At 54.1% G+C, this 23,635-nt stretch carries 23 protein-coding genes and 1 riboswitch; of the genes, 6 read left to right on the top strand and 17 right to left on the bottom strand.

Features of this window, described 5'->3' with window-relative positions; all coding sequences use genetic code 11:
* Window positions 1–86: 86 nt before the first annotated feature.
* Window positions 87–1,025 (top strand): hypothetical protein, encoded by a 939-nt coding sequence (locus tag CHH28_RS12845; protein ID WP_094060684.1) that lies wholly within the window; start codon window positions 87–89, stop codon window positions 1,023–1,025.
* Here the strand turns inward: CHH28_RS12845 and CHH28_RS12840 are convergent.
* From CHH28_RS12840 to CHH28_RS12765, 16 genes are all read right to left on the bottom strand, one after another.
* Entirely contained in the window at window positions 1,019–1,465 is a 447-nt protein-coding gene (locus CHH28_RS12840; protein ID WP_094060683.1) for a DUF4124 domain-containing protein, read from the bottom strand. The genes CHH28_RS12845 and CHH28_RS12840 overlap by 7 nt on opposite strands.
* Window positions 1,466–1,539: 74 nt before the next feature.
* A complete protein-coding gene (locus CHH28_RS12835) occupies window positions 1,540–2,343 on the bottom strand; it encodes a substrate-binding periplasmic protein (RefSeq protein WP_094060682.1) in 804 nt (267 codons plus the stop codon).
* A gap of 129 nt (window positions 2,344–2,472) precedes the next feature.
* On the bottom strand, window positions 2,473–4,230 hold the full coding sequence (locus tag CHH28_RS12830) for an ABC transporter ATP-binding protein (RefSeq protein ID WP_094060681.1): 1,758 nt from the start codon (window positions 4,228–4,230) through the stop codon (window positions 2,473–2,475).
* Window positions 4,227–5,969 (bottom strand): ABC transporter transmembrane domain-containing protein, encoded by a 1,743-nt coding sequence (locus tag CHH28_RS12825; RefSeq protein ID WP_094060680.1) that lies wholly within the window; start codon window positions 5,967–5,969, stop codon window positions 4,227–4,229. Before CHH28_RS12825 ends, CHH28_RS12830 begins: the two co-directional genes overlap by 4 nt.
* Before the next feature lie 301 nt (window positions 5,970–6,270).
* Complete coding sequence (locus CHH28_RS12820) at window positions 6,271–7,704, bottom strand: alanine/glycine:cation symporter family protein (RefSeq protein ID WP_094060679.1); 1,434 nt, start codon at window positions 7,702–7,704, stop codon at window positions 6,271–6,273.
* Window positions 7,705–8,161: 457 nt separating this feature from the next.
* Entirely contained in the window at window positions 8,162–8,413 is a 252-nt protein-coding gene (locus tag CHH28_RS12815) for a hypothetical protein (protein WP_094060678.1), read from the bottom strand.
* A gap of 78 nt (window positions 8,414–8,491) precedes the next feature.
* The gene (locus tag CHH28_RS12810) at window positions 8,492–8,950 is read right to left on the bottom strand and encodes a DUF6586 family protein (RefSeq protein WP_094060677.1); all 459 of its coding nucleotides are present in this window, start codon (window positions 8,948–8,950) and stop codon (window positions 8,492–8,494) included.
* 11 nt (window positions 8,951–8,961) lie between these two features.
* Complete coding sequence (locus CHH28_RS12805; RefSeq protein ID WP_094060676.1) at window positions 8,962–9,534, bottom strand: YfaZ family outer membrane protein; 573 nt, start codon at window positions 9,532–9,534, stop codon at window positions 8,962–8,964.
* 130 nt (window positions 9,535–9,664) lie between these two features.
* The gene (gene htpG / locus CHH28_RS12800) at window positions 9,665–11,566 is read right to left on the bottom strand and encodes a molecular chaperone HtpG (protein WP_094060675.1); all 1,902 of its coding nucleotides are present in this window, start codon (window positions 11,564–11,566) and stop codon (window positions 9,665–9,667) included.
* An 89-nt stretch (window positions 11,567–11,655) separates the two neighbouring features.
* Window positions 11,656–13,173 (bottom strand): thiamine phosphate synthase, encoded by a 1,518-nt coding sequence (locus CHH28_RS12795; protein WP_094060674.1) that lies wholly within the window; start codon window positions 13,171–13,173, stop codon window positions 11,656–11,658.
* A complete protein-coding gene (locus CHH28_RS12790; RefSeq protein ID WP_233243624.1) occupies window positions 13,166–13,987 on the bottom strand; it encodes a thiazole synthase in 822 nt (273 codons plus the stop codon). Before CHH28_RS12790 ends, CHH28_RS12795 begins: the two co-directional genes overlap by 8 nt.
* Window positions 13,980–14,183: a sulfur carrier protein ThiS gene (gene thiS, locus CHH28_RS12785; protein ID WP_094060672.1), complete on the bottom strand. Its 204-nt coding sequence runs from the start codon at window positions 14,181–14,183 to the stop codon at window positions 13,980–13,982. Before thiS ends, CHH28_RS12790 begins: the two co-directional genes overlap by 8 nt.
* Window positions 14,180–15,256, bottom strand: a complete 1,077-nt coding sequence (locus tag CHH28_RS12780) for an NAD(P)/FAD-dependent oxidoreductase (RefSeq protein ID WP_269843689.1) — start codon at window positions 15,254–15,256, stop codon at window positions 14,180–14,182. Before CHH28_RS12780 ends, thiS begins: the two co-directional genes overlap by 4 nt.
* Before the next feature lie 7 nt (window positions 15,257–15,263).
* A complete protein-coding gene (gene thiC / locus CHH28_RS12775; protein ID WP_094062081.1) occupies window positions 15,264–17,135 on the bottom strand; it encodes a phosphomethylpyrimidine synthase ThiC in 1,872 nt (623 codons plus the stop codon).
* 99 nt (window positions 17,136–17,234) lie between these two features.
* A riboswitch (TPP riboswitch) is annotated at window positions 17,235–17,339 on the bottom strand.
* A gap of 94 nt (window positions 17,340–17,433) precedes the next feature.
* Complete coding sequence (locus CHH28_RS12770) at window positions 17,434–17,868, bottom strand: PaaI family thioesterase (protein WP_094060670.1); 435 nt, start codon at window positions 17,866–17,868, stop codon at window positions 17,434–17,436.
* Window positions 17,865–18,344 (bottom strand): PaaI family thioesterase, encoded by a 480-nt coding sequence (locus CHH28_RS12765; protein WP_094060669.1) that lies wholly within the window; start codon window positions 18,342–18,344, stop codon window positions 17,865–17,867. The genes CHH28_RS12770 and CHH28_RS12765 overlap by 4 nt, the downstream gene beginning before the upstream one ends.
* 185 nt (window positions 18,345–18,529) lie before the next feature.
* Between CHH28_RS12765 and CHH28_RS12760 the strand changes: the two genes are divergently transcribed.
* From CHH28_RS12760 to CHH28_RS12740, 5 genes are all read left to right on the top strand, one after another.
* The gene (locus tag CHH28_RS12760) at window positions 18,530–19,351 is read left to right on the top strand and encodes an acyl-CoA thioesterase (RefSeq protein WP_157729901.1); all 822 of its coding nucleotides are present in this window, start codon (window positions 18,530–18,532) and stop codon (window positions 19,349–19,351) included.
* Window positions 19,352–19,484: 133 nt separating this feature from the next.
* A complete protein-coding gene (locus tag CHH28_RS20265; protein ID WP_094060667.1) occupies window positions 19,485–19,859 on the top strand; it encodes a response regulator in 375 nt (124 codons plus the stop codon).
* Between the two features lies 1 nt (window position 19,860).
* Window positions 19,861–20,469: a histidine kinase gene (locus CHH28_RS20260; protein ID WP_094060666.1), complete on the top strand. Its 609-nt coding sequence runs from the start codon at window positions 19,861–19,863 to the stop codon at window positions 20,467–20,469.
* Between the two features lie 3 nt (window positions 20,470–20,472).
* Window positions 20,473–21,438 carry a GGDEF domain-containing protein gene (locus CHH28_RS12745; protein WP_094060665.1) on the top strand — a complete coding sequence of 322 codons (966 nt, stop codon included), beginning with the start codon at window positions 20,473–20,475 and terminating at the stop codon, window positions 21,436–21,438.
* A 78-nt stretch (window positions 21,439–21,516) separates the two neighbouring features.
* Window positions 21,517–22,551: an AraC family transcriptional regulator gene (locus CHH28_RS12740; RefSeq protein WP_094060664.1), complete on the top strand. Its 1,035-nt coding sequence runs from the start codon at window positions 21,517–21,519 to the stop codon at window positions 22,549–22,551.
* Between the two features lie 232 nt (window positions 22,552–22,783).
* Here CHH28_RS12740 and CHH28_RS12735 read toward each other — a convergent pair whose 3' ends face one another.
* On the bottom strand, window positions 22,784–23,635 hold the full coding sequence (locus CHH28_RS12735; RefSeq protein WP_094060663.1) for a prephenate dehydratase: 852 nt from the start codon (window positions 23,633–23,635) through the stop codon (window positions 22,784–22,786).

The following is a 23,635-nucleotide window of genomic DNA, read 5'->3' as shown; positions in this document are numbered from 1 at the left end:
CTGCTCTTAGCAATGCAGCTCGCTCAATGCGACCAAGCGGTGACGATGGTCTGGCAATTATTTTTTGTTACTGACAGGAGCATATCGTGTCGATCGAAACTGAAAAACAGTTGCGCGCCATCATTCCACCGCATTCACCGCTGCTGGATAAACGCGTGTTAGCGTCCCTTGACGCGCATTGTGAAAACTATTTGAGCCATAGTCGCTGCGCATTATTGGCGTTGGCCAACCACCCACAACCTTTTTATGCGCTTAACGCGAAGCAATGGACGTTTACCTCAGCGACCAGCATGGAACTCAATGACGTTACCATTGAAGCGTTAAGCAGCAAACAAGCCGCGAGCTTATTTTTTTGGATACCTGGCGTGGATCATGGATTGCGCATTAACGGCTGGTTAGAGCAGAACCGAATTACCATTGAACAAGTGTATTTACACTGCGGCCGGGCAGCGATGCGGGCGCAATGGTGGCAGCCCACGCACCCACAGCCAATCATTGACGACGATGCCAGCTGGGTCGCCCATGCACGCTACGGATTTTTATTCAGTCAGGACGAACAGGGGCTCAGTCAGTTGTCGCCACGCGGCGAACCGAACGGTGGTTTTTTACTGCACCAAGGTTGTTTATGGATTCCAGAGCGGCCAGGGAATAAATACGCCATTTCTTTGCGCAATGTATTAAAAAACCCGCAGCTGACCGTCGCATTGTTGATACCAGGGCTGTATCGCTTGCGCTGGTGGCATGGCACAGCCAGCATCGATGATGGCGATGTCTGGAGCGCGTGTGCCGTGGATGGTAAAACGCCCAAGCTTGGGCTACGCCTTAACATCCATACCTCAGGCAGCGCACCACTCCCTGCGCTGCAATCGCTTTGGAAAAACGCCAATGCAAATGCCAACACAGACACTCTGACACCGTTTTCGAAAGCGTTGTCAGAGCATATGTCGGGCAAGGGTTTGATGGGAAAACTAACGCACGGAGTGGTCAATCACATTATCGAAAAAGACAAACGCCAGCTCTACTGACAGGTCTCTTGATAACGCTTAGCGATGCCTTTCAAGTATTCTTGCGCTTTAGCTTCGTCAAAATACTCACGCTCACCCTGTTCATTTAATTTGTACACATGGGTCGAGCGTTCTGCATCGAGCTTTTCTGCCAACAGCTGTTTGCACAAGGCTTCTTTCTTGTCCTTTTCTTCCTTAGCCGCCTGGCGCTTTTCATTGCGCTGTTGGCGCTCTTGCTGCCAAGTGTCTAATAGTTCTTGTTGGCGCTGGCGACGTTCAAAACTGCCCCCCTCGCTGGGCGCTTTGGGCACTTGAACGGTGACTTTTTCTGCCGCTTTTTTCTCGCTGACCGGCGGGCGATCACCAAAGTGAACGCGGCCTTCATCGTCCACCCAACGGTACACCTGCGCTTGGGCGGCGCTGGCCAACAAACACGTAATGACTAAAACGATCCTTATCATGGCTACCACTCCTCATTTCCTGACGCGCATGATAGAGGCCGCTTTACCCGACAACAAGCACCAACGCTGGCTGGTTAGTCCGGCAGGCCATAGCGTATTTTCAACGTCGCTAAGCGCCCGGAGGCTTGTAACTGCTCATATCCGCGATCAAACGCCTGCAAAATACGCTCAACATTTGGCGTATCGCTGCGGATGGCCAGATACTCCTCATTGGTGGCATAGGCAGGCAACTTGCGCACTTTGTCTATTAAATGCGGCCGTTGACGCAGGTGATGATCCCAGGTGACTTCGTAGCCAGCAAAGCCTGACACACGCCCCAGCAAGATCAGCTCAAACCCCTGCACCATGGAATCCACTTCCATCAGCTCTATCTCCGGCCACTCTTGCCATTCAACGCCATAGTTATAACCACGCATCACAGCCAAACGCTTGCCGTTAAAGCTGCCCCAGCCCTGCCAATCGATATCCGAACTGCGCGGCACATACACCAAATAGCTGGCACGGTTAACCGGATAACTTGAATAAGACAAATATGCCAGTCGCTCTTCGGTGCGGCTGACCGGAAAAATCGCTATCCCAGGTTCGCTGCTGGCTTGGCGAAACGCCCGGGCCCAAGGCTGCACGGTTAAGCGCAAGTGATACCCCTGGGCGTGCAGACTTTCACGCACCACGTCCCAACTGAAACCACGCAACACTTGCGAACGCTGATCCGGTGCCAGCGTTTCTTCCACACCGTAACCCGTGCCTTCGTACAAATAACAAAAGGGGGCGTAATCTGGCAGCGTGGTGACTTGCAAGATGGGTTGTGACTGCGCCGAGACAGTCAGCAATATAAGGGCAATAAACAGGCCGCAGTAGCGGCAAAGACAACGCAGCATGACTCTTCTCCAGCAGCGGCAAGTACGCTGAGTATAGAGTCCGAACCATGCCCAACAGCCGAACAACGGCTATGGGCACGTTAGTTACGTTTTTTCTTGTACGGCGGCTTTGTTCGTTCTTGTGTCGCGTTAAGCCGGTACTGCGTCGGTGACCACTGGGTCCTTACGTTGCTGCAGCTCGTACATATGCTTGTACAGGCCTTCTTCCAACAGCAAACGCTCATGCGGGCCTCGCTGCTGTATGTGCCCTTGATGCAATACGTACAAGCAATCCGCTTCCTTCACGGTACTCAAACGATGGGCGATCACAATCAACGTCACCTCACCGCGCAGCTCCATTAACGTCTGCTGTATCAATGCCTCGGTGTGGCTGTCGATGTTGGCGGTGGCCTCATCGAGAATCAAAATGCTCGGTTCGCGGGCCAGCGTTCTTGCCAAGCTCAACAACTGGCGCTGCCCGGTACTGAGGTTGCCACCACGCTCGGTCAGCTGGGTTTGATAACCCTGCGGCATTTGCATAATGGCATCGTGCAAATGTGCTTTGCGGGCCGCTTGCTCCACTTGCTGATCCGTTAACGCCAACTCCAAGCGAATGTTATCCGCCACAGTGCCAGAGAAGATAAACGGGTCTTGCTGCACAAAGCCAATGAGCTGGGCACGCTGCTGGCGGCCAAGTTGCGGCAACGGCGTATCGCCGATATGAATTTGCCCATGCGCTAACGGATAAAAGTTCATCAATAACGACATTAAGGTGCTTTTGCCCGATCCGGTATGCCCTACCAGCCCAACAAAACCACCGGCTGGAATATCAAAGCGAATGTCAGTTAATACGTCATGCTCGCCATCGTAGCTAAAGCGCTCAACGTCAAACGTCACCTTGGCCGACGACAGTGGTTGCTGCTCTTCCGCTTGGCTGGCCGTCGGTTCATCCAACAACGCAAACACCCGCGACGCCGACACCAGTGCTTGCTGTGCCATGTTCAAACGCGATGTCATGTCCACCAATGGCTCGGTCATCTGCCCCATGTAGTTGACAAAGGCATAGATAATCCCCACCTGCACTGAGCCCGCAGCCGACAGCTCGATGATGCCAAAGCCAAACAGCAATGCCGCCAGCAACAGGGTATAAATCAAGTCGATCAGGGCGCGCAGTAAAAATCCATCAATGGTGATGTTTTTTACTTTGGCGTCGTAATGCTCAGTGCTGGTTTGCTTAAACGCTTTGGCAAAGGTGGCTTGCTGGTTGGTCAGCTGAATCACCGACATGCCTTGAATGCTCTCGTTCAAGCGCGCGTTAATATCACTGAGCAAGCTGCGCACACGCATAAAGATCGGCGTCGACAGGCGCTGGTACACCACCATAATAATAATCACCGTCGGTACCAGTACCGCACCAATCCACATCAAACGCGGGTCCAGCCATAACATGGCGACCAAGATGCCTAAAATACGCACGATATTTTGCACAAAAACGGAAATCACGTTGACGTACAAATCTTTAATCGCTTCGGTATCATTGGTAATGCGGCTAATCAAACTGCCCGTCGAAGTCTTATCGAAGTACGCCATTGGCAGCTTCATCACATGCGCAAACACTTGCTCACGAATGGTCTGCACCACATTTAACGCAATGTGATTAAAGCGTAGAGCCTGCATATAAAACGTCACCGCACCCACTAGCTGAGCCACAATGTAGACCAACGCCAAAGTCGCAATCGGCCCCACCGTCCAAATGCCGGGCGTCACGTATTCATCAATAAACACCTTAATCAGATAAGGGCCTGCCACACTCGCTATGGTGGCAATAAACAGCAAACCAAAGGCTTGCAGCAATAACGGTTTGTACGCCATGGCATAGCGCAGCAGAGTTACGAACGTGTGTTTCATCGTCCCTCCTCCACAGCCTGTTCCAGCTGCTGATACTCGTATGTTTGCCGATACCAGCCTTGCTCAGCCAACAGCTCCGCATGTGTACCGCTTTCGGTCATGCGACCGTGATCAAGCACAATAATATGGTCGGCATTTTCCACCGCACTAAGCCGGTGACAGACAATTACTGTGGTTTTTCCTGCACGGGCCTGCGACAGATGCGCCAATATTTGCTGCTCGGTGCGCACGTCCACCGCGGATAACGCGTCGTCAAGAATCAGAATCGGTGCATCCAGCAGCAAAGCCCGAGCGATAGAAATGCGTTGTTTTTGTCCACCCGACAACGTCACACCACGCTCACCCACTTCCGTTTGATAGCCGTTTGGAAAACGTAAGATGTCATCGTGCACCTGAGCAATGCGGGCGACGGCTTCGACTTCGTCTTGCGTCGCATCCGGTTTTGCCAGAGCAATGTTCTCCGCCACGGTGGAAGAAAACAAAAACGCATTTTGCGGCACCGTGGCAACATGGCTGCGCAAGTTGTGCAACGTGAAGTCACCAACGTCATGGCCGCCAATGCTTAGTTCTGCGCGATCGCCTTCCTCAGCGCGCAGCAGCAAATTCAGCAAGGTCGTTTTGCCAGCGCCGACTGGCCCCACAATGCCAAGCAAGTGGCCAGCCGGTAGCGTTAGGCCGATGTCGGATAACGCCTGCGTACCGTCGGCATAACAAAAGCTCGGAATGCGCATCTGCAAGCTGGGTTCGGCCCGGTCATTAAATGTGCCCGAATCAGCAATGGCCGGTTCGATACGCAGCAATTGCTCGATGCGCTCATAAGCAGCACTGCCGCGCTCGACCATATTTAACAGCCAGCCCACCGCAAACATTGGCCAAATCATGTAGCCAAGATAAAGCGTAAAGGACAACAGCTGTCCCGTGGTCAACTCGCCCAAGTGAATGTAATAGGCACCGCCTGCGACACTGAGCAAAAAAGAAAAACCAACACCCAACTGAATAACCGGGTCGTATTTGCTGTCGGTTTTCGCCACCGCCTGATTGGCCACATTAGCGGCCGTTGCAATGTCATTAAACTGTTGTTCTTCGACCTGCTCACGACCAAAGGCACGCGTGAGGCGCAATGCAGAAATGCTCTCCTGCACATCATCGTTTAAGTCACTGAAACGTGCTTGTGCATCCTTAAATGAGTGATGCAATTCTGTGCCAAAGCGCCACATAAAAAAGCCGACGATGGGCCAAGGAATTAGCGCCAACACCGTCAATGGCCAAGAAATAAACAAGGTCATTACAATCAATACAATGATGCCGGTAAAAGCACCATCAAACAGTGCCAACACCGCTTCACCAGCGGTCATTTCTACCGCCTGAATGTCGTTGGTCGAGCGCGCCATCAAGTCGCCGGTTTTTAGCGTTTGAAAAAACGCCGGTGGCTGCTTGGTTAAATGTTGAAAAATGGACTGGCGCAATTGATTCGCCAGTTTATAACTCGCGCCAAACAGCGCAATGCGCCAAACCACGCGCAACACATAGGCCACCACCGCAGCCAGCGCCATCCAGCCAAGGTAGTACCACAACAGTTCGCGTGTCAGATCACCACTGCCGATCAAATCCACCACCACACCAATCAGCCAGGGAGGCAGCATGGTGATCAAACCGACGCCAATCAACGCCACAATAGCGATAGCGTAACGTCGCCACTCCTGTTTAAAAAACCAGAAAAGCTTAAGAAAAATAGACAAACCTAGACTCCTGAAAACCAACAATGAGCGATGGCAGCCGCTTCCATCGTTCAGGAAAAAGAAAAGGCCGGAGAGGATACTATGGTTTAGCGTGACAACGTAGGCGTGGGTGTCAGTTTTTCATAAAGAGTGAAAAACATGGCACAACCAAGAGCAGATAGTGACAGGAATGTGGCAGCTTAGCTGCATGAGTGGAACAGAGTTTTCACCCGATGTGATGGTTAACCCGTAAACAGGCAGCACTGCCATCAACATTATTGGCTGATTATCACTGCAGTGATAACCAGCCAAATCGTATCAGTTACTTCCAAGCCTCAGGATCGAGCTTGTCTTTTAACTGTGGGAACTGATGACGATCAAACTCTGGCAGCTTGCCTGCTTTGCGCTGTGACTCGTAGTCCTTCAACAGCATCATCGCAATGGGCATCAGCAGTAAAATCGCAATCAGGTTGATCAGTGCCATCATGCCCATCGACAAGTTGGCAAAGCTCCAAATCAGATCCAAGTCTGCCACTGCTCCGGCCATAATCATCGACAACACCAGCAAACGGAAGATCAACAGCCCAGCGCGATTGCCAGTGATGTACTCGAGGTTGGCTTCGCCGTAGGAGTAGTTGGCGATCAGCGAGGTAAAGGCAAACAGGAAAATTGCCACGGCGATAAATACCGCTCCCCACTCACCAACGTTGGCCACCAACGCCGCTTGCGTCAGCTCAATACCTTTCAACTCACTGCCCGGCTCCAGCATGCCAGATACCAGAATGATGGCTGCAGTAGCGGTACAGATCACCAGCGTATCAATAAATACGCCCAGCATTTGCACGTAACCTTGTGCAGCTGGATGGTTCGGCTCGGTAGTGGCTGTGGCTGCCGCGTTGGGCGCCGAGCCCATGCCCGCCTCGTTCGAGAACAAACCGCGCTGAATGCCGTTTTTAATCGCCTCAGCAACGGCATAACCAGCAACACCACCGGCAACATTTTGCGTCGAGAACGCTTGCGAGAAAATGGCCTCGAACACCGCTGGCAGCTGGTCAGCGTTCATAATTACCACCACCAGTGCCACCGCTAAATACATCAATGCCATCACCGGCACCAATACTTCCGCCGTGCGCGCTACCGAGCGCAAGCCACCAAAAATCACCGGTGCACTGATGGCCACCAGCACCACGCCGACCATCCAGGTTTCGACACCAAACGCCGTGTGCAAGGCACCACTGATGGTGTTTGCTTGGGCGCCGTTAAACGCCAAGCCAAATGCGATCATCAAACAAATGGCGAAAATAATGCCCAACCAACGCTGACCCAGGCCCTTTTCGATGTAATACGCCGGGCCGCCGCGGAAGGTTTTATCGTGATGTGAGACCTTGTAAGTTTGTGCCAGCGTCGATTCCACAAAGCTGGTGGCCATGCCCAAAATGGCCGTCATCCACATCCAGAAAATGGCGCCAGGGCCACCGATGTACAGCGCCATGGCCACACCGGCCATATTGCCGGTACCCACGCGCGCCGCCAGACTGGTAGTCAGCGCTTGGAACGAGGTGATGCCGCCGTTGGCTCCACTGCGACTGCCGCGCACCAATTGAAACATGTGACCAAAGGCGCGCACCTGAACACCGCGGCTCACCAAGGTAAATAATGCCCCGGCACCTAACAACAAAAATATCAACACATATGACCACAACAGGTCATTGCCCAAGTTTAAAAAAGATTGGAATGATTGAATGATTACATCCATAGCTCGCTTCACTTCTCGTTAAATGATGGTGGCACCCGCGACAAACGGGGGAGCGTTGGTCAGGAAAAAGCAAGCCGTGCTGCAATATTAATAGCCAACCAGGTTTGCTTTTTTCTGCTCCTGCTGGCATTCAAAAGCCACAGTTAAACCGATGCGATCATAGGTCGCATCAGGATTAAATCAGCCTCAGACTGACAGGAGGGCGCGGATAATACCCAAAGGATGGCATCAGGAATACCCGTAAATGGCGATTAATTCGGTATTTATTATACGACCAACGTGGCATATTCGATGCCACTGCAGCTATTACTTAAGTAGTTATTTTATATACAAAATCACAATCCGCTTTTTTACCGCAGAAGAAACCGACCACCGAGCAATCAATAGATATTGAATCAATAAGCACAAAAAAGCCCCGCTCATGGCGGGGCTTTCATATTCGTCAACACTGCGATTATTAATGCAGATGTGTCGCCTGCGCATGCACTTCAAAATCATCGCGCTCTACTTCCATGCCAGACAACTCCCCGACCTTGCGCACTCCAGCTTCGATCATTGCACGAGCCACATCGACGTGATGGGCTTCTAGGCTGGCTTTTGCATCATCGGAAAAGTGGATGCTCACCAATGCATCACCGTCTTGCTCATCGGCACGACGCAATGCAATGTCACCGTTGGAAAGTTCGACTATCTCAAAAAAGCGTGCCATATCCGCCTCTCTACGTTGGGCGCGCGAGTTTATCACAGTCGTACCGCCCGACGCCAAGCCAGCAACATCTGACAGCCGTCAAGACTCCTGTCGGTTTTCTCGCTGTCGCTCGATCAGCTCAACAAGCCGCTGATAGCATTGATAAACTGGCGATTCCGCCGGTTGTGCAACGGCAATCAAGCTGGCATCGGTCGCCATCTTATTCGCCCCACTCTGGCCTTGCAGACTGTCGTTGGCCAACGACAGCAGCGTCGCCAGCCATGAGAAGGCGTCTTGCTCAAGCGCCTTCAGCTCTTGCATCTCGCCGGTCACCAGCGAGGCGCTGTCCAAAAGTTGTGACAACGACACCACAGCACCAGAGTACTGCACCATTTCCGCCAGCTCATGCAGGTAACATAAGTAGGCATCATGAATATGATAGATGGCAGACACCTCCAGCGCTTGCGCTAACGCATCTGGACGGGCTTGCTCAGATTGCTGCAGCAGTAACCTGGCTTGATAGAGCTTTTGATTGGTATGACCGATCCACGCTGACATAGCTCAGCTCCTTAAAAGTCAAACTTGAAGCCGAAGTGGAAACCCTCGCCCAGCTCCAGACGATCATCAACATCGTCAATGCGGATACCTGTGTATCGATAACCAACATAGACACGAGCGGTGGGAATCAAGGCGTACTGCAGGCGCAGGTCTGCATCGATCATATTTTTGGTTTCAGAAAAGGACACCACCGGCGGTGCGTAATAGCCGTACCCCGCCACACTCACGTCAGGCTGAGACGGAAAGCGATAGCGGAAAAAACCGCCCACACCAAGGGCAGCACCGTCGTCATCATTGCCATCGTACAGATAGGCATTCATGCCTAAACCAATGTACAGATCGCGGTTGTTTTGGCGCTCATCAACGGCGTGTAAACCCAGCGCGATCATATTGCCGTCATCGGCATCGTGCTGGTACGCCGCGCCAATGTGCAAGCCTGACCCCATCTGCGTCGCATCGTAAGCGACACGCGCCGTGTGATCTGACAGGCTCAAATCAAGCGAACCGCCCGCCTGGGCCAGCGAAGCCAACAGTGGTGACAGCAACAACAAATGACGTAATAACGGGACGACTGGTCGAGTCATAAAAGACAGGCTCCGGTTCTAATGCAGTGACCCGCATCATAACCAGAGCCTATGTGTATTGCCATGCTGATACAGGGCAAACATGAAGAGCTTTGTCAGCGCTATAGCACGCTGACTCAGGTCGCTGGCCTTACTTCATCAGCTCCAACAACAGAGCGTTCAGTTTGGCCACGTAATCCGCCGGCTGCTTCAGCTGGCTGCCTTCCGCCAGTTGCGCTTGTGCGTGAATAATACGCGCCAGGTCAGCAAAACGTTCTTCGTCCTGCTCAGCGTCCAAACGCTCAATCAGCGGATGCGTTGGGTTTACTTCCAGCGTGGTGTCTGGCTCAGGCACATCCTGACCGGCCGCTTCCAGCATGCGACGCAAGTGGCCGCCCATATCAAACTGACCCACCACCATACAGGCCGGAGAATCGGTCAAGCGCGAGCTGACACGCACGTGCTTCACCTCACCCTCGAGAGCAGCTTGCAGACGTTCAACCAGATCTTTGTGCGTTTCTTCGAGCTCTTTTTGCTGCTCTTTTTCGCTGTCATCGGCCAGCTCGTCTAAGTCCAGCTCGCCTTTGGTCACGTCTTGGAAGCTCTTGCCTGAGTATTCGTTCAGGTGGCTCACCATCCACTCATCAACACGGTCGGTCAGCAACAGTACTTCGATGCCTTTGTTTTTGAAGTACTCCAGATGCGGGCTGCTGATCAGCGACTCGTAGCTGTCACCGGTGATGAAGTAGATCTTGTTCTGCCCTTCACGCATGCGAGCAATGTAGTCGTCCAACGAGACCACTTCTTTGCTAGCGTCGCCTTTGGTGCTGGCAAAACGGAACAGGGCAGCGATTTTTTCTTTATTAGCAAAATCTTCCGCCGGGCCTTCTTTTAACACCGCACCGAATTCATTCCAGAACTGCAGATACTGCTCGGCATCGTTTTTCGCCATTTTGGTCAGAGTATCGAGTACACGCTTAACCAATGCGCTGCGCATACTTTCGACCTGACGGTCTTGCTGCAAAATTTCGCGCGACACATTCAGTGACAAATCGTTTGAATCCAGCACACCTTTGACGAAGCGCAGGTACAGCGGCAGGAACTGTTCCGCATCGTCCATAATAAAGACGCGCTGCACGTACAGCTTCAGGCCGCGCGCGGCTTCGCGATTCCACATATCAAACGGCGCTTTGGCTGGGATATACAGCAGGCTGGTGTAATCGAGCTTGCCTTCAACACGGTTGTGCATCCAGGTCAGCGGTTCGTTCCAGTCATGAGAGACGTGCTTGTAGAATTCTTTGTAGTCGTCATCCGACAAATCCGACTTGCTGCGCGTCCACATGGCTTGCGCCTGGTTAACGGCTTCAGGCAAGGCCTTCTTGTCACCGTCTTCATCTTCGCTGTTGACTTCTTGCGGCAAAAATACCGGCACGGCAATGTGATCCGAGTATTTTTTAATCAAGCTGCGCAGACGGAAAGAATCGGCAAATTCTTTTTCGTCGTCTTTCAGGTGCAAAGTGATGCGTGTACCACGACGCTCTTTGTCGATCTCTTCCAGGCTGAACTCGCCTTCACCGTGCGACTGCCAGCGCACACCATTGCCGGATGCTTCGCCAGCACGGCGTGTTTCGACGGTGACTTCATCGGCCACGATAAAGGCCGAATAAAAACCCACACCAAACTGACCAATCAGTTGTGAGTCTTTTTTATCATCACCGCTCAGCTGGCTCAAAAACTCGGCGGTGCCAGATTTGGCGATGGTGCCCAAATGATTGATTACATCGTCACGGTTCATACCAATGCCGTTGTCTTCAATGGTGACGGTGCCGGCGTCGGCATCGAAGTCGATGTGAACCGCCAGTTCACTGTCGCCTTCAAACAAGCCGTCATTTTTCAAAGCCTCGAAACGCAACTTGTCGCAGGCATCGGACGCATTAGATACCAGCTCGCGTAAGAAAATCTCCTTGTTGGAGTACAGCGAGTGAATCATCAGGTGCAGAAGTTGTTTGACTTCCGTTTTAAACCCCAGAGTCTCTTTACTGGCTGCGGTCATGGGTTGTGTTCTCCTCAATCGTCAGGACTGACCAAAAAATCAGCAGCCCTCAGGCTGCTATGTCGCATGACAGCAAAGGTGGGGTCGGATCAGGCGATTTCAAGGGAACTTTTTTTCACACTTGGCAAATGACGGCGCAGCCGCGCATGACGTTGCGCCAAGTCAGCGCCCGGCATCAAGCTGGTGACGATGGCACAGGAATCGACACCTTGGGCCACCACCTGGGCAATATTGTCGTCGGTGATACCGCCAATACAGGTCAGCGGCAGTTGTGGCCGCAGCGCGCGCCACCACTGGGACAAACACGGATAGCCCAGCGGCGGATACTTCAATTGCTTTGACAACGGCGGATGCACCGGGCCAAAAGCGATGTAACTCGGGCGCAGCTGCCAGGCCCGCAATACTTCAAAGTCGGTATGAGTGCTGATACCTATGCGCAGCCCAGCGTCGGCAATGGCCGCTAAATCCGCCGTTGCCAGGTCTTCTTGCCCTAGGTGCACACCGTAGGCGCCCAACGCAATGGCGCTTTGCCAATCGTCGTTAATGTACAGCGGCACGCCTGCTTGCTGGCACGCGGTGATCGCTTGTTGCATATCATCGCGGTAACTTGCAGAGCGCTGTTTGACGCGCCACTGCAGGGTATCCACCCCGAGCGCAAGTAACTGCTGCAGCCACTCTAAGGTATCCACCAGCGCATACAGCCCCAAACTGGGCTCCGCTGCAGCAAATTCGACCGACGCCTCTGGCGCTGCATAAATCTCAGGCCAGTCTGACGACTCAGACAGTTCATACCAAGACCAGCAACGATCAACATGCAGATGATGATATCCGCCGGGGCGCGGACTGGGTTGCTGCAACCACTGGTCCATGCACACACTGGCTTGCAACACAGCGTCGTAGGGGCGCATGCCCTTTGCGAGCATTGCTGCCAGCGCAGCGCTGAAGTGACAGCCGCTGCCGTGGACCGCCACCTGCCAGCGCTGCTGGCCAATGTGAAAGGTCTCCACCGCCGCCTGCTCTGGGTATTGCGTATCGACGTTCAACTGTGTGTAGACCCGCGTCAGCACCTGTTCATGGCTATCGTCGCCACCGGTGACGACCACCATCTGACAGCCATGCGCCAGCAGCGCCTGTACCTGCTCGGCTTCGTTGCCCTGACAACCCAACCAGCTGGCCAGTTGCGCCAGCTCACGAGTGTTCGGTGTCACCAAGCCACAGCAAGCAAGCCAAGTCGATAACACCTCAGCACTGGGGGCTTGGCTGTGCATACCACCCAAACTGGCTGACAGCACCGGGTCCCACACCACGCTGGCAGGCAATAATCGTTCACTCAACCATGGCAGCCAGCTGGCCAAATCGGGCAACCAGCCGACCCGAACCGCGTCAGCACCGCCGTCTTGCTGCAGCGCGTGCCACTGTTGGTCGGCCATGGTTAAATCGACGGGCTGCAGCGCCTGCACTCCGCGGCTGCTCTGCGCCGTAATGGCGCATACCAGCACAGAGTGATCGATGCCAAAGGCTGCAGCCACCTGCGCATCGGCATGGATACCGGCACCACCGCTGGTGTCGGTGGCGGCAATGGTCAGCAAACGCGGACGCTCAATCATGACTGTCTGCCTGATGCCAAAACGGCAACCCTAAGGTCGGCGTCGACGGCGATGCCTGCGTTTGCTCCACCATCAAACCGGCCAGATACGCCTGACGGCCACCATCGACAGCTTTGGCAAATGCCTGTGCCATCGCCACCGGGTCTTGAGCCTTGGCGACTGCGGTATTTAACAAGACGGCATCAAAGCCCATTTCAATCGCTGCCATGGCTTGTGAGGGTTTGCCTAGGCCGGCATCGATCACCAACACCGCCTCGGGTAAACGCTCGCGTAACTGCTGCAACTGACGCTGGTTTTGCAGCCCACGGCCAGTGCCGATCGGAGCACCCCAGGGCATCACCGCGGCACAGCCCATTTGGTGTAAATCACGGCACAACACCAGATCATCGGTGCTGTACGGCAGCACTTCAAAACCATCGGCCAACAAGCGCTCCGCCGCCGCCAGCAGTTGCACCGGATGTGGCTGCAGCGTGTATTCGTCGCCAATCACTTCCAGTTTTATCCAACGCGTGCCAAACAATTCACGCGCCATATGCGCCAACAGCACCGCTTCATCGGCGCTGTGGCAACCGGCGGTATTGGGCAATATCCGGCACTCGTTGTGCTGCAAATGCTGCTGTAGATAGCGCCAATGATCGTTGTCAGCCAATTGCTGTGCCGTTTGCCGCCGCAGCGACACCGTCACCATCCCCGGCTGGGCGGCGCTAATGGCCTGTGACATCACCTCTGGCGATGGGTACATGGAGCTGCCCAACCACAAACGGCTGGCAATACTCTCCCCTGCCAGCTGTAAACTGTCTATTGCGTTAACCACCGGTAATTGCCCCCAATACATCGATGTGATCGCCGTCTTGTAAACGCTGCTCACTCGCTCCAACCCAGGGCACGATGGTTTGATTCAATGCCACCACACAGCGACCTTGCTGTGACTGATAGCCCAACAATTCAAGGGCATCGGCCAAAGTCTGGGCATCCAGGGTTGTGGCTTTGCCGTTTATGATCAGTGTCATGCCAAACTCTCCTGCACACTAGATGGCCACTGCAATGGCCAGTTGAGTTGCTGTTGCATTTCCTCCAACAGTGCCGGGGCTTGCAAATAGCCATGGCGAAACAGCCCGTTAACGCATAGCGCGCCATGGCGCTGCTCAAAGCGGGCGATGTGATCGGCGTAGGCTGGGCGTAAATTGACGTCCAACTGCAACACCCGCGCTTCGGCCAGCTTAGGATTCAAGCTATAAAGCGCGCTCAGCATCTCCAGCGCCGAGCGCACGCTGACAGGGCTGGAATCTGCGGTTTCGATTTCGGTAGCGCCGAGAATGTAGCGCTGGCGCCCTGGTGGTGACGGTTTCGGCACCAGGTACAAGCTGTAGCGCGGGTGCAATAGCCGCACTGGACGCGTCAAAAACACTTCCGTTGACTCAATCCAACACACCTCGCCTCTCACCGCCCGTGGCCGCTCGCCGTGTGGCCAATCGCGCGCCCCCGTGCCACGACAGTCGATCAGCATATCGGCCTTAAGTGGCTGCCCGTGCAACTGATATTGGCCATTACTCATTTGCACGTCGCTGTCGAAGCGATATTGAGCACCAAAGCGCTCCGCCGCGCGCTGCAAGGCAGGCAGCAAAGCGCGGTTGTCGAGGTGGGCCTCATCGCTGACCCAACAGCCGCTGCTGAAACCGTTTAGATCCGGCTCAAGCTGCTGCAACTGCTGCGCATCGAGCCACCGAGCCGCCTCAACGCCGTAATGACGAAAGGTCTGCCGGCACTGCTGCAGCAAGGCGTGATCTGCTCTATGTGCGACGAGCAGGGTTCCCGCAGCGCCATAGGCGATGTGCTCGCCAGTATCGTTATGCAACTGCGCCAGTAACTCCGGCCACAGCGTCAATGAGCGCAGGCCGCGCTGAAAGACCTGCTCATCCGCCACCGCCCGTTCACTGTAAGGAGCGATCATTGCGGCGGCGGTGTGGGCGGCGCTGGCAGGTGCAGCGGCGGCACTGCGCTCCAACACCGTCACACAGGCGCCGCTGCGCGCCCAGCGCCAGGCCAGGAGCCGACCCATCAGGCCCGCTCCCAATACCGTCACCTGCACGTCAAGACTCCGTTGCCGCCGGTTGATACAGCTCGCTGCCTTGCTGGCGGAATTCCTCGGCCATGGCAGCCATGCCCTGCTCCAACTCGCCGCTGGCGGCGGCGTCGCGCACTTCCTGAGAGATTTTCATCGAGCAGAACTTAGGCCCGCACATGGAGCAAAAATGCGCGTGTTTATGGCCTTCTTTGGGCAGGGTTTCATCGTGATACGCACGGGCAGTATCTGGGTCGAGGGCGAGATTAAATTGATCCTGCCAGCGGAATTCGAAGCGCGCTTTGGACATGGCATCGTCGTGCCACTGTGCCGCCGGAATGCCCTTCGCCAGATCCGCTGCATGAGCGGATATTTTGTAAGTAATCAGGCCTTGCTTGACGTCGTCCTTGTTGGGCAAGCCCAAGTGCTCTTTGGGCGTGACGTAACACAACATGGCACAGCCATACCAGCCGATCATGGCGGCGCCAATGCCCGAGGTGAAGTGATCGTAGCCGGGGGCAATGTCGGTGGTGAGCGGCCCTAAGGTGTAAAACGGCGCTTCGCCACAGTGCTTAAGCTGCTCTTCCATGTTCTCTTTAATCAGATGCATCGGCACATGGCCGGGCCCTTCAATAAAGGTCTGGACATCGTGCTTCCAAGCGATTTTCGTCAACTCCCCCAGGGTGCGCAGCTCAGCCATTTGTGCTTCATCGTTGGCATCGGCAATCGAGCCAGGGCGCAGTCCATCTCCAAGAGAAAAGCACACATCGTAAGCCTTCATGATGTCGCAAATTTCCTCAAAATGGGTATAGAGGAAACTTTCTTTGTGATGCGCCAAGCACCATTTGGCCATGATCGAGCCGCCGCGGCTGACGATGCCGGTCACTCGGTTGGCTGTCATCGGAATAAAATGCAGGCGCACACCGGCATGAATGGTGAAATAATCCACGCCTTGTTCGGCCTGTTCAATTAACGTGTCGCGGTACAGCTCCCAGGTCAGCTCCTCGGCCACACCGCCGCATTTTTCCAACGCCTGATATAAGGGCACAGTGCCGATGGGCACCGGAGAGTTGCGAATAATCCATTCCCGCGTTTCATGAATGTTGTCGCCGGTGGACAAATCCATCACGGTATCAGCGCCCCAGCGGGTGGCCCACACCATTTTTTCCACTTCTTCTTCAATCGACGAGGTTACCGCAGAGTTGCCGATATTGGCGTTTACTTTAGTGCGGAAATTGCGCCCGATAATCATCGGCTCGGTTTCTGGGTGGTTGATATTATTGGGAATCACCGCTCGCCCACGAGCAATTTCGTCGCGCACAAATTCGGCGGTGACGTAATCAGGAATGCTGGCGCCAAAACTTTCACCAGGATGCTGGCGGGCGCTGTAGCGGGCTAATTGCTCACGCTGCAAGCCGAGGTTTTCACGAATGGCAACGTACTCCATTTCTGGTGTGATAATGCCCTGGCGCGCATAGTGCAGCTGCGATACGTTGCGCCCGGCTTTAGCTTTTAATGGCTGGCGTTTGTGCTGAAATTTGAGCTGCTCAAGGGCGATATTTTGATCGCGTACCTGCGCATACTGTGAGCTAAAACCTGATAATTGCTCGCAGTCTTCGCGTGCTTCAATCCATTGCTGGCGTTTCGCCGCCAGCCCCTGGCGCACATCAATGTTTTGTTGGGGATCCGTGTACGGGCCCGAGGTGTCGTACACCAACACTGGATCATTGGTCTCCACGCCATCACTGGTGCGCGTCGGCGATAGCTCAATGCGGCGCATCGCTACCTTGACGCCGGCTTGTTCACCACTGACGTAGACTTTTTGTGAGGCAGGAAATGGCTGGGTCGATAGTTCGTCGACGCGCAGTGTATCGGTTAATGCAGAGGTTTTTTTAGTCATTGCCGTGCTCGTATTTGTTAGAAAAACAAAAGCCAGGCAGCGAAGGAAAATCGGCAGAAATGCAGCAGCCAGAAAGGGAAAATGAGCGTGATACTCATACTGGCTGTCTTTTCTGTTCCCTACGCTGGCGCTAACCAGATCAGGTTCAACGGGACCCGCAATTGCGATCTCAGCCCTTCAATTAGGGCACCCCGACAGAATCGACAGTAGATTAACGCAAAGCTATGGGGCTGGCTAGCCCCACATAAGAGACGACTGACCAGGGGTCAGGCAAAGTTCTGATAAACCTCAGAGCAGCTCAGCGAGTTAACAAAAAATGCGCACGCGCCGTGGCAATAGGTGTTACCCGCTCTGCTTGCCAGGCAGTAATGGCCACGTTGGCGACGCGACTGCCCTGGCGCCAAACTTGGCACTCAGCAAAAGTGTCCTGATGACGACCGGCGCGTAAATAATCGAGTGAAAAGTCGATCATCTTTGGCATCGCCAAGGTTTCCATCGTCATCAACAAATGCAGCGATGCCGACAATTCCATAAAGCCACCAATCACACCGCCATGAATGGCTGGCAGAATCGGGTTGCCGATATTGTCGTCATTTTTTGGCAGCTGAAATAACACGTCTTTGCCAAAGCGCTGAAACCGCAGGCCAATTAATTCTGCGTAGGGAATGGACGCCACCAGCGGCTGAAAGTCACCCGTGACGCGCGCTTGGTGCAGCAACTCATCAAAACTCATTGGCTGCCTCCTTGCTCGATCAACGCACGAAATTCCGGAGGCGTCATATTTTCGCCAATGCGCATAAACGTAGCGGCACAGCGGGCGATCAAATCACGCTCTTCAGCGCGCCGCTGAATCACCTCGCACTGAGTAAACACAACGCTGGAGGCGATGCGAGTCACTCGCGCTTCGGCCCATAAATCGATATCCGGAGTGGCCGCTTGCATGTAATCCATGCGCAAATCCAGCGTGGGGCACAGCTCAAACCCTGGCAACATGGCAAATACCGCCGTACCACACGCCGTGTCCATCAAGGTGGTCAGACTGCCGCCGTGCACCACGCCCGTCGCCGGATTACCGACAATCTGCTGCGAATACGGCAGGCGCATGGTCAATAACTCATCATTGGCACTTTCTACGGTCAAACCCAGCACCTGGCAGTGTCGCAATGTGGCGACAAAGCGTTCGGCACGGGTTTTCATCGACAGAGGCATACCCATCTCCTCGAAAAAGGCTGGCGTTATACCGGAATTTGGGCTGACTGCAATGACCAATTGTTACTCAGCCACTCACCCAAATGCTCACTCAGTCTATGCAACAGTGCGTCTTGCCGCGACCCTCGGCAGGCTGGCGGCCGGGCGAGTATGATGGGGGCTTTTACGCAACGACAATGCTGAATATGCAACCAACTCCACAATCCCTGCCGTTTTATTTGCAGCAGGCTAGCGAACACGATCAACTCACCATAGACCCAAGCTGGGGCCAGGGCCGCACCACCTTTGGTGGCATGTCTGCCGCGCTGTTGCTGCAGCGTATCCTGCATCAAGCCGGCGACTGTGGGCCGTTGCGCGCACTGGCAGTACAGTTTTGCGGCCCGTTACTGTGTAACCAGCCCAGTCGTATGGATGTACGTGACTTGCGCAGCGGCCGCAGCGTCAGTCACTGGGAGGCGGAGTTGTATCAAGACGGCGATGTCGCCACCCGAGTAAATGCCTGTTTTGGCCAAGAGCGACAATCAGACATCGACATTCACAGCGATAAAATTGACGTGGGTGAACCCGGCGCAGGCCAGGCCATGGCCTACATCAAAGGACTGACGCCTGAGTTTGTGCAGCACATCGACTTCACCTATTTAGAAGGCGGGTTCCCCTTTAGCAACAGCCCGCACAACCATCTGAAAGGCTGGATGCGCCTAAAAGACCCAACCGAAACGCTCACCACACCTGTGCTGGTGGCACTGATCGACGCCTGGCCACCCGCCTTGCTGCAAAAACTCAAACAACCAGCGCCATGCGCCAGCATCAGCTGGAACCTGGAAATCATTGCACCGCTGGAGTTACAACCTGCACTGTCTGGCGAACAGTGGCTGTACTACGAGGTCGAGATTCGCCAGGCACATCACGGTTATGGCCATACCGAAGCGCGCATCGCCACCGCTGATGGCACCGTGCTGGCGTTCAGTCGCCAATTGGTCGCCGTGTATGATCAGCGCAATAAGTAAACCTGCCCCGCCGCTCCGCCAGCCAGCCGCTGGCCGGAGCCATTTCCCGGCGTTTTTTCTCTCTGTGAGTTGCTGATCACGCCAGCAGCATCTAAACCTGTAACAGGATTTCGCTAAATGAATCGTCCCTGTTATGGCTATCAACGTACTGATTTGTGATGACTCCAGCTTTGCGCGCAAGCAAATGAAGCGTGCACTGCCAACGGAATGGGAAGTGGAGGTGCACTTTGCCGCCGACGGCATCGAAGGTGTAGAGGCCATCCGCCAGGGCAAAGGCGAGGTAGTATTTCTCGATCTGACCATGCCCAATCTGGATGGCTATGGCGTGTTGGAGACTATTCGTCGTGACGACTTGCCCGCCATGGTGATCGTAGTGTCCGGTGACATTCAGCCGGATGCGCAAGAGCGGGTAAAAAAACTCGGCGCCATGGCCTTTATCAAAAAACCCATTGATCAGGACAAGGCACGCGCTGTCCTGACCGAATACGGCATTATGACCGGAGCCTGATATGACTGATATCACCATCACGGAAGACCAACGTGATTGCTATCAGGAACTTAGCAATGTGGCTATGGGACAGGCTGCCGATCGCTTGGCACGATTGCTCGATGCCTACGTGGTGTTGCCGATTCCTAAGGTCAATATGATCGAATCGAGCGAGCTCGACATGGCCATCCAAGACGCCGAAAAAGACACCGCCGTGTCAGCGGTGTGCCAGGGCTTTATTGGCTCGGGCATCGCCGGTGAAGCGTTGCTGCTGTTTAAAGACACCAGCTTTCAAGATTTGGCCGCGCTGATGAATTACCAAGGCCCGTTAAACCGTTACGGTGAGCTGGAGCTGCTGATGGACGTTAGTTCAGTGTTAATCGGCGCCTGTGTGCATGGCATTGGTGAGCAACTGGAGATTCACTTCAACCAGGGCCACCCAGTGGTGCTCGGCCAGCACTGCATGGCTGAGGACATCCTGCGCAGCGGCAATCATCAGTGGACCAAAACACTGGCCATTGAGATTCATTACACCTTGGAGCACGTCAATATCGATTGCGACTTGCTGCTGCTGTTTACCGAAGACTCGGTATTGAAGTTGAATAAAGTCATCGACTATTTGCTGGATTAAACCATGAAAGATCCAAATATTGAGCTTGGCGACATTCACTGGTTAATGGACATCCTGCAAAACATTGATGTCGGCTTGGTCGTGCTCGATCGCGACTATCGCATTCAGTTGTGGAACGGCTTTATGGAAAGCCACAGCGGTGTCAGCCCGCAACATGCCAAAGAGCAAATTATTTTCGATTTGTTCGACGAAATTCCGCGCGATTGGTTTATGCAAAAGGCAGAGCCAGTTTTTCAGCTAAAAACCCGCACGTTTACCATTTGGGAGCAGCGCCCATATCTGTTTAAGTTCAAAAATTATCGCCCGATCACCGGACGTGCGGCCACTATGTATCAAAATACCAGCATGATCCCACTGGAATCCATTAATCGCGCCGTCGATCACATCTGTCTGATTATTTACGACGTGACCGACATAGCGATTAACCGCGCTGATGCCATTTCAGCCAATCAATCGCTACGCGAATTGCATCAGTACGATCACCTGACTGAGCTGTTCAATCGGCCGCACTGGGAACCCAAATTTGCCGAAGAACATCAGCGCAGCGAGCGCACCGGCCAAGCAGCCAGCTTAGTGCTGATCGATGTCGATAATTTCCGTCACATCAATACCGAGTACGGTCATCAAGCAGGCGATGAAGTGCTTCGTACTCTGGCCGCCGCATTGCGACAAACACTGCGGCAAACCGACAGTGCTTGTCGCTTTACCGGTGAGTCCTTCGCCGTTATGCTGATTGGCACCGACGAGCAGCAGGCTGTGCACTTTGCTGAACGTATTCGTAAAGACATTGAGCACATGATCATCACCGTTCCCGGCCATGAAATATCCGTTACCGTCAGCATTGGCATTGCCGCCAGTCAACCCGCATTTGAGTCCGCCGCTGCATGGCAGCAAGCAGCCTTGCGTGCGCTCAATCACGCTAAGGATGCCGGCCGAAACCGCACCACCCTGTTTCAACACCAGGAATAAGCCGCTTTTTCCGACTCTCCCGGCGCTACGCTGTAGCCCCTGTCAAAACCACATTGCGCTCACAAACTGGGGGCAGCAGTGATCCCGCGGCCGTTTGTTGACGCGCCAGTAGCAGCACTGCGCCGGCGCGGTGTCGATGTACTGGCCATATGGCGCGCCGCGCACCTGCCAGAATCGTTATTGAATGACAGCAACCAAAGCCTGACCAGCAGTCAATACACGCGTTTGATGGGCACTTTATGGCGCGAGTCAGACGATGAATTAATGGGGTTAGCTCCTGTGACCAGCCGCTACGGCACCTTTAGCATGATGTGCAAAGCGATTGTCACTTGCTCGTCGCTGGAGCATGCGTTGCACCGCGCGCAGAATTTTTATGCGCTATTTGCACGTGTACCCAATATTCGTTTGCATAAGGGTAAGCGACTGTCGCGCCTTATCATCGATATGGAACACGACTACGACCCGGAGCACTTTTTAAGCGAATCGCTGTTAGCGATCTGGCATCGCTTGGCCAGCTGGCTGGTAGGACAAGGTATTCCACTGTTAAAGGTTGGCTGCAGCTACGCGCCACCGGCTCATGCAGAGTTGTATCAGGATTTATTTGCCACACCGGTTATGTTTAACGAGCCCGAAACCTATTTGCAGTTTCCGACGCGGGCGTTGCAGTTGCCCATCGCACAAACACCGGCGTCTTTGCAGGCATTTTTGCATCACTCTCCGGCCGACTTTCTGGCTCGCCCCAACCCACACCAAAGCACCACCGGCCAACTGCGACGTTTATTCCGCCAACAGCCCGTTGATGACCTACCCAGTTTGACTCTCGCCGCCGATCGCTTACGTATTTCCAGTGCGACCCTCAGACGGCGACTGCATGATGAGCAAACGTCGTATCAGCAGTTAAAAGACGAGCGGCGACTAGAAGAAGCGTGCGTGATGCTACGCCATCACGACCTCAGCATTCAAAGCATCGCCGCGAATTTGGGCTATACCGAAGCCAGCACATTTCATCGTGCGTTTCGAAAGTGGCAAGGTATGACGCCGGGTGACTATCGCGAACAGCTGCGTGAGGCGGACATCTGCTGGGAAAATAATTCCGCATGCCATTTTTTGTGATGGTAACTTATAACCTGCACGGATTATTAACGGTGGTGGCTGGCTAACACAGCTGCCCCCAATAGCACAAAAAAGCTCACAATAAGCAGCAAAAAAGCCCGCTAAACTGACGGACTGAAGAGCTCGGCCAAACTCGCCAGCGGCCTCAAACGCGAGCATCCACTCAGATGCTCGCTTCACAAACTGGCCTCACACACTTTTAAAAAGTCAGTCAAAAAACCAATAAGAACCGCTAAACAAACTCAGCTCTAAAGCGATAACTGTGAGCAGGATAAGTGCCCAACAAACGTAATTCACGAGCAAAATAGCGCAACTCTTCCAGCGCATGTTGCATCGCCGGCTGCTGTGGGTGGCCGTACATATCGACGTGGAAATGACTGGCCTCCATGGTGCCGCCGTCCATATAGCTTTCCAGTTTGATTAAGTTGACGCCGTTGGTAGCAAAACCACCCAAAGCTTTATATAAAGCAGCAGGAATATTGCGCACCGTAAACAGCAAACTGGAAATGTAGCGCTCAGAAGCATCGTAGGCCTGGTGTTCTTGCTCGCGCGCAAACACTAAAAATCGAGTGGTATTACCGCTGACGTCCTGAAAGTTTTGCCGCAATATTTCAAGGCCATAGAGCTCTGCTGCCAAACTGGACGCGATGGCCGCTTGTCCTGTCGCAGGCTGCTCGCTCAACTGTTGCGCGGCAATGGCCGTGTCGACTGCGGCGCTGGCCTGTATGCCCAAATTACGCAAGCGCTGCTGGCATTGCGCCAACGCTTGTGGGTGAGATGCGGCAATACGAATATCCTCGATGGCGGTGCCCGGCGGTGCCAGCAAACAATGATTCACCGGCTCAAAATGCTCTCCAATGATGGATAACGAAGTCTTAGGCAACAAACGATAAATCTCTTCCACCCGTCCGGCGGTGGAGTTTTCCAACGGAATCATCGCGCGGTCGGCCGTGCCTTGCTCTACGGCCGCCAGTGCAGAATGAAAATCATCACACGCCAGCGCCTGAGCATCGGGAAAGACCTGACTGCACGCCAGATGCGAATACGCCCCTTGTGTTCCCTGATAGGCCACCACATTGACCAT

It is taken from the genome of Bacterioplanes sanyensis (genome assembly GCF_002237535.1).
Taxonomy (GTDB): Bacteria; Pseudomonadota; Gammaproteobacteria; order Pseudomonadales; family Oceanobacteraceae; genus Bacterioplanes; species Bacterioplanes sanyensis_A.
This window is presented reverse-complemented; position numbering and strand designations above follow the sequence as displayed.

What these genes read in the sequence shown, in the direction of transcription:
- CHH28_RS12765 (WP_094060669.1), bottom strand. Translation starts at nt 18,344, where the DNA reads ATGCCTCTGTCGATGAAAACCCGTGCCGAACGCTTTGTCGCCACATTG.
- CHH28_RS12810 (WP_094060677.1), bottom strand. Translation starts at nt 8,950, where the DNA reads ATGTCAGCGTGGATCGGTCATACCAATCAAAAGCTCTATCAAGCCAGG.
- CHH28_RS12770 (WP_094060670.1), bottom strand. Translation starts at nt 17,868, where the DNA reads ATGAGTTTTGATGAGTTGCTGCACCAAGCGCGCGTCACGGGTGACTTT.
- CHH28_RS12735 (WP_094060663.1), bottom strand. Translation starts at nt 23,635, where the DNA reads ATGGTCAATGTGGTGGCCTATCAGGGAACACAAGGGGCGTATTCGCAT.
- CHH28_RS12830 (WP_094060681.1), bottom strand. Translation starts at nt 4,230, where the DNA reads ATGAAACACACGTTCGTAACTCTGCTGCGCTATGCCATGGCGTACAAA.
- CHH28_RS12835 (WP_094060682.1), bottom strand. Translation starts at nt 2,343, where the DNA reads ATGCTGCGTTGTCTTTGCCGCTACTGCGGCCTGTTTATTGCCCTTATA.
- thiC (WP_094062081.1), bottom strand. Translation starts at nt 17,135, where the DNA reads ATGACTAAAAAAACCTCTGCATTAACCGATACACTGCGCGTCGACGAA.
- CHH28_RS20265 (WP_094060667.1), top strand. Translation starts at nt 19,485, where the DNA reads ATGGCTATCAACGTACTGATTTGTGATGACTCCAGCTTTGCGCGCAAG.
- thiS (WP_094060672.1), bottom strand. Translation starts at nt 14,183, where the DNA reads ATGACACTGATCATAAACGGCAAAGCCACAACCCTGGATGCCCAGACT.
- CHH28_RS12815 (WP_094060678.1), bottom strand. Translation starts at nt 8,413, where the DNA reads ATGGCACGCTTTTTTGAGATAGTCGAACTTTCCAACGGTGACATTGCA.
- CHH28_RS12820 (WP_094060679.1), bottom strand. Translation starts at nt 7,704, where the DNA reads ATGGATGTAATCATTCAATCATTCCAATCTTTTTTAAACTTGGGCAAT.
- CHH28_RS12795 (WP_094060674.1), bottom strand. Translation starts at nt 13,173, where the DNA reads ATGATTGAGCGTCCGCGTTTGCTGACCATTGCCGCCACCGACACCAGC.
- CHH28_RS12745 (WP_094060665.1), top strand. Translation starts at nt 20,473, where the DNA reads ATGAAAGATCCAAATATTGAGCTTGGCGACATTCACTGGTTAATGGAC.
- CHH28_RS12805 (WP_094060676.1), bottom strand. Translation starts at nt 9,534, where the DNA reads ATGACTCGACCAGTCGTCCCGTTATTACGTCATTTGTTGTTGCTGTCA.
- htpG (WP_094060675.1), bottom strand. Translation starts at nt 11,566, where the DNA reads ATGACCGCAGCCAGTAAAGAGACTCTGGGGTTTAAAACGGAAGTCAAA.
- CHH28_RS12840 (WP_094060683.1), bottom strand. Translation starts at nt 1,465, where the DNA reads ATGATAAGGATCGTTTTAGTCATTACGTGTTTGTTGGCCAGCGCCGCC.
- CHH28_RS20260 (WP_094060666.1), top strand. Translation starts at nt 19,861, where the DNA reads ATGACTGATATCACCATCACGGAAGACCAACGTGATTGCTATCAGGAA.
- CHH28_RS12760 (WP_157729901.1), top strand. Translation starts at nt 18,530, where the DNA reads ATGCAACCAACTCCACAATCCCTGCCGTTTTATTTGCAGCAGGCTAGC.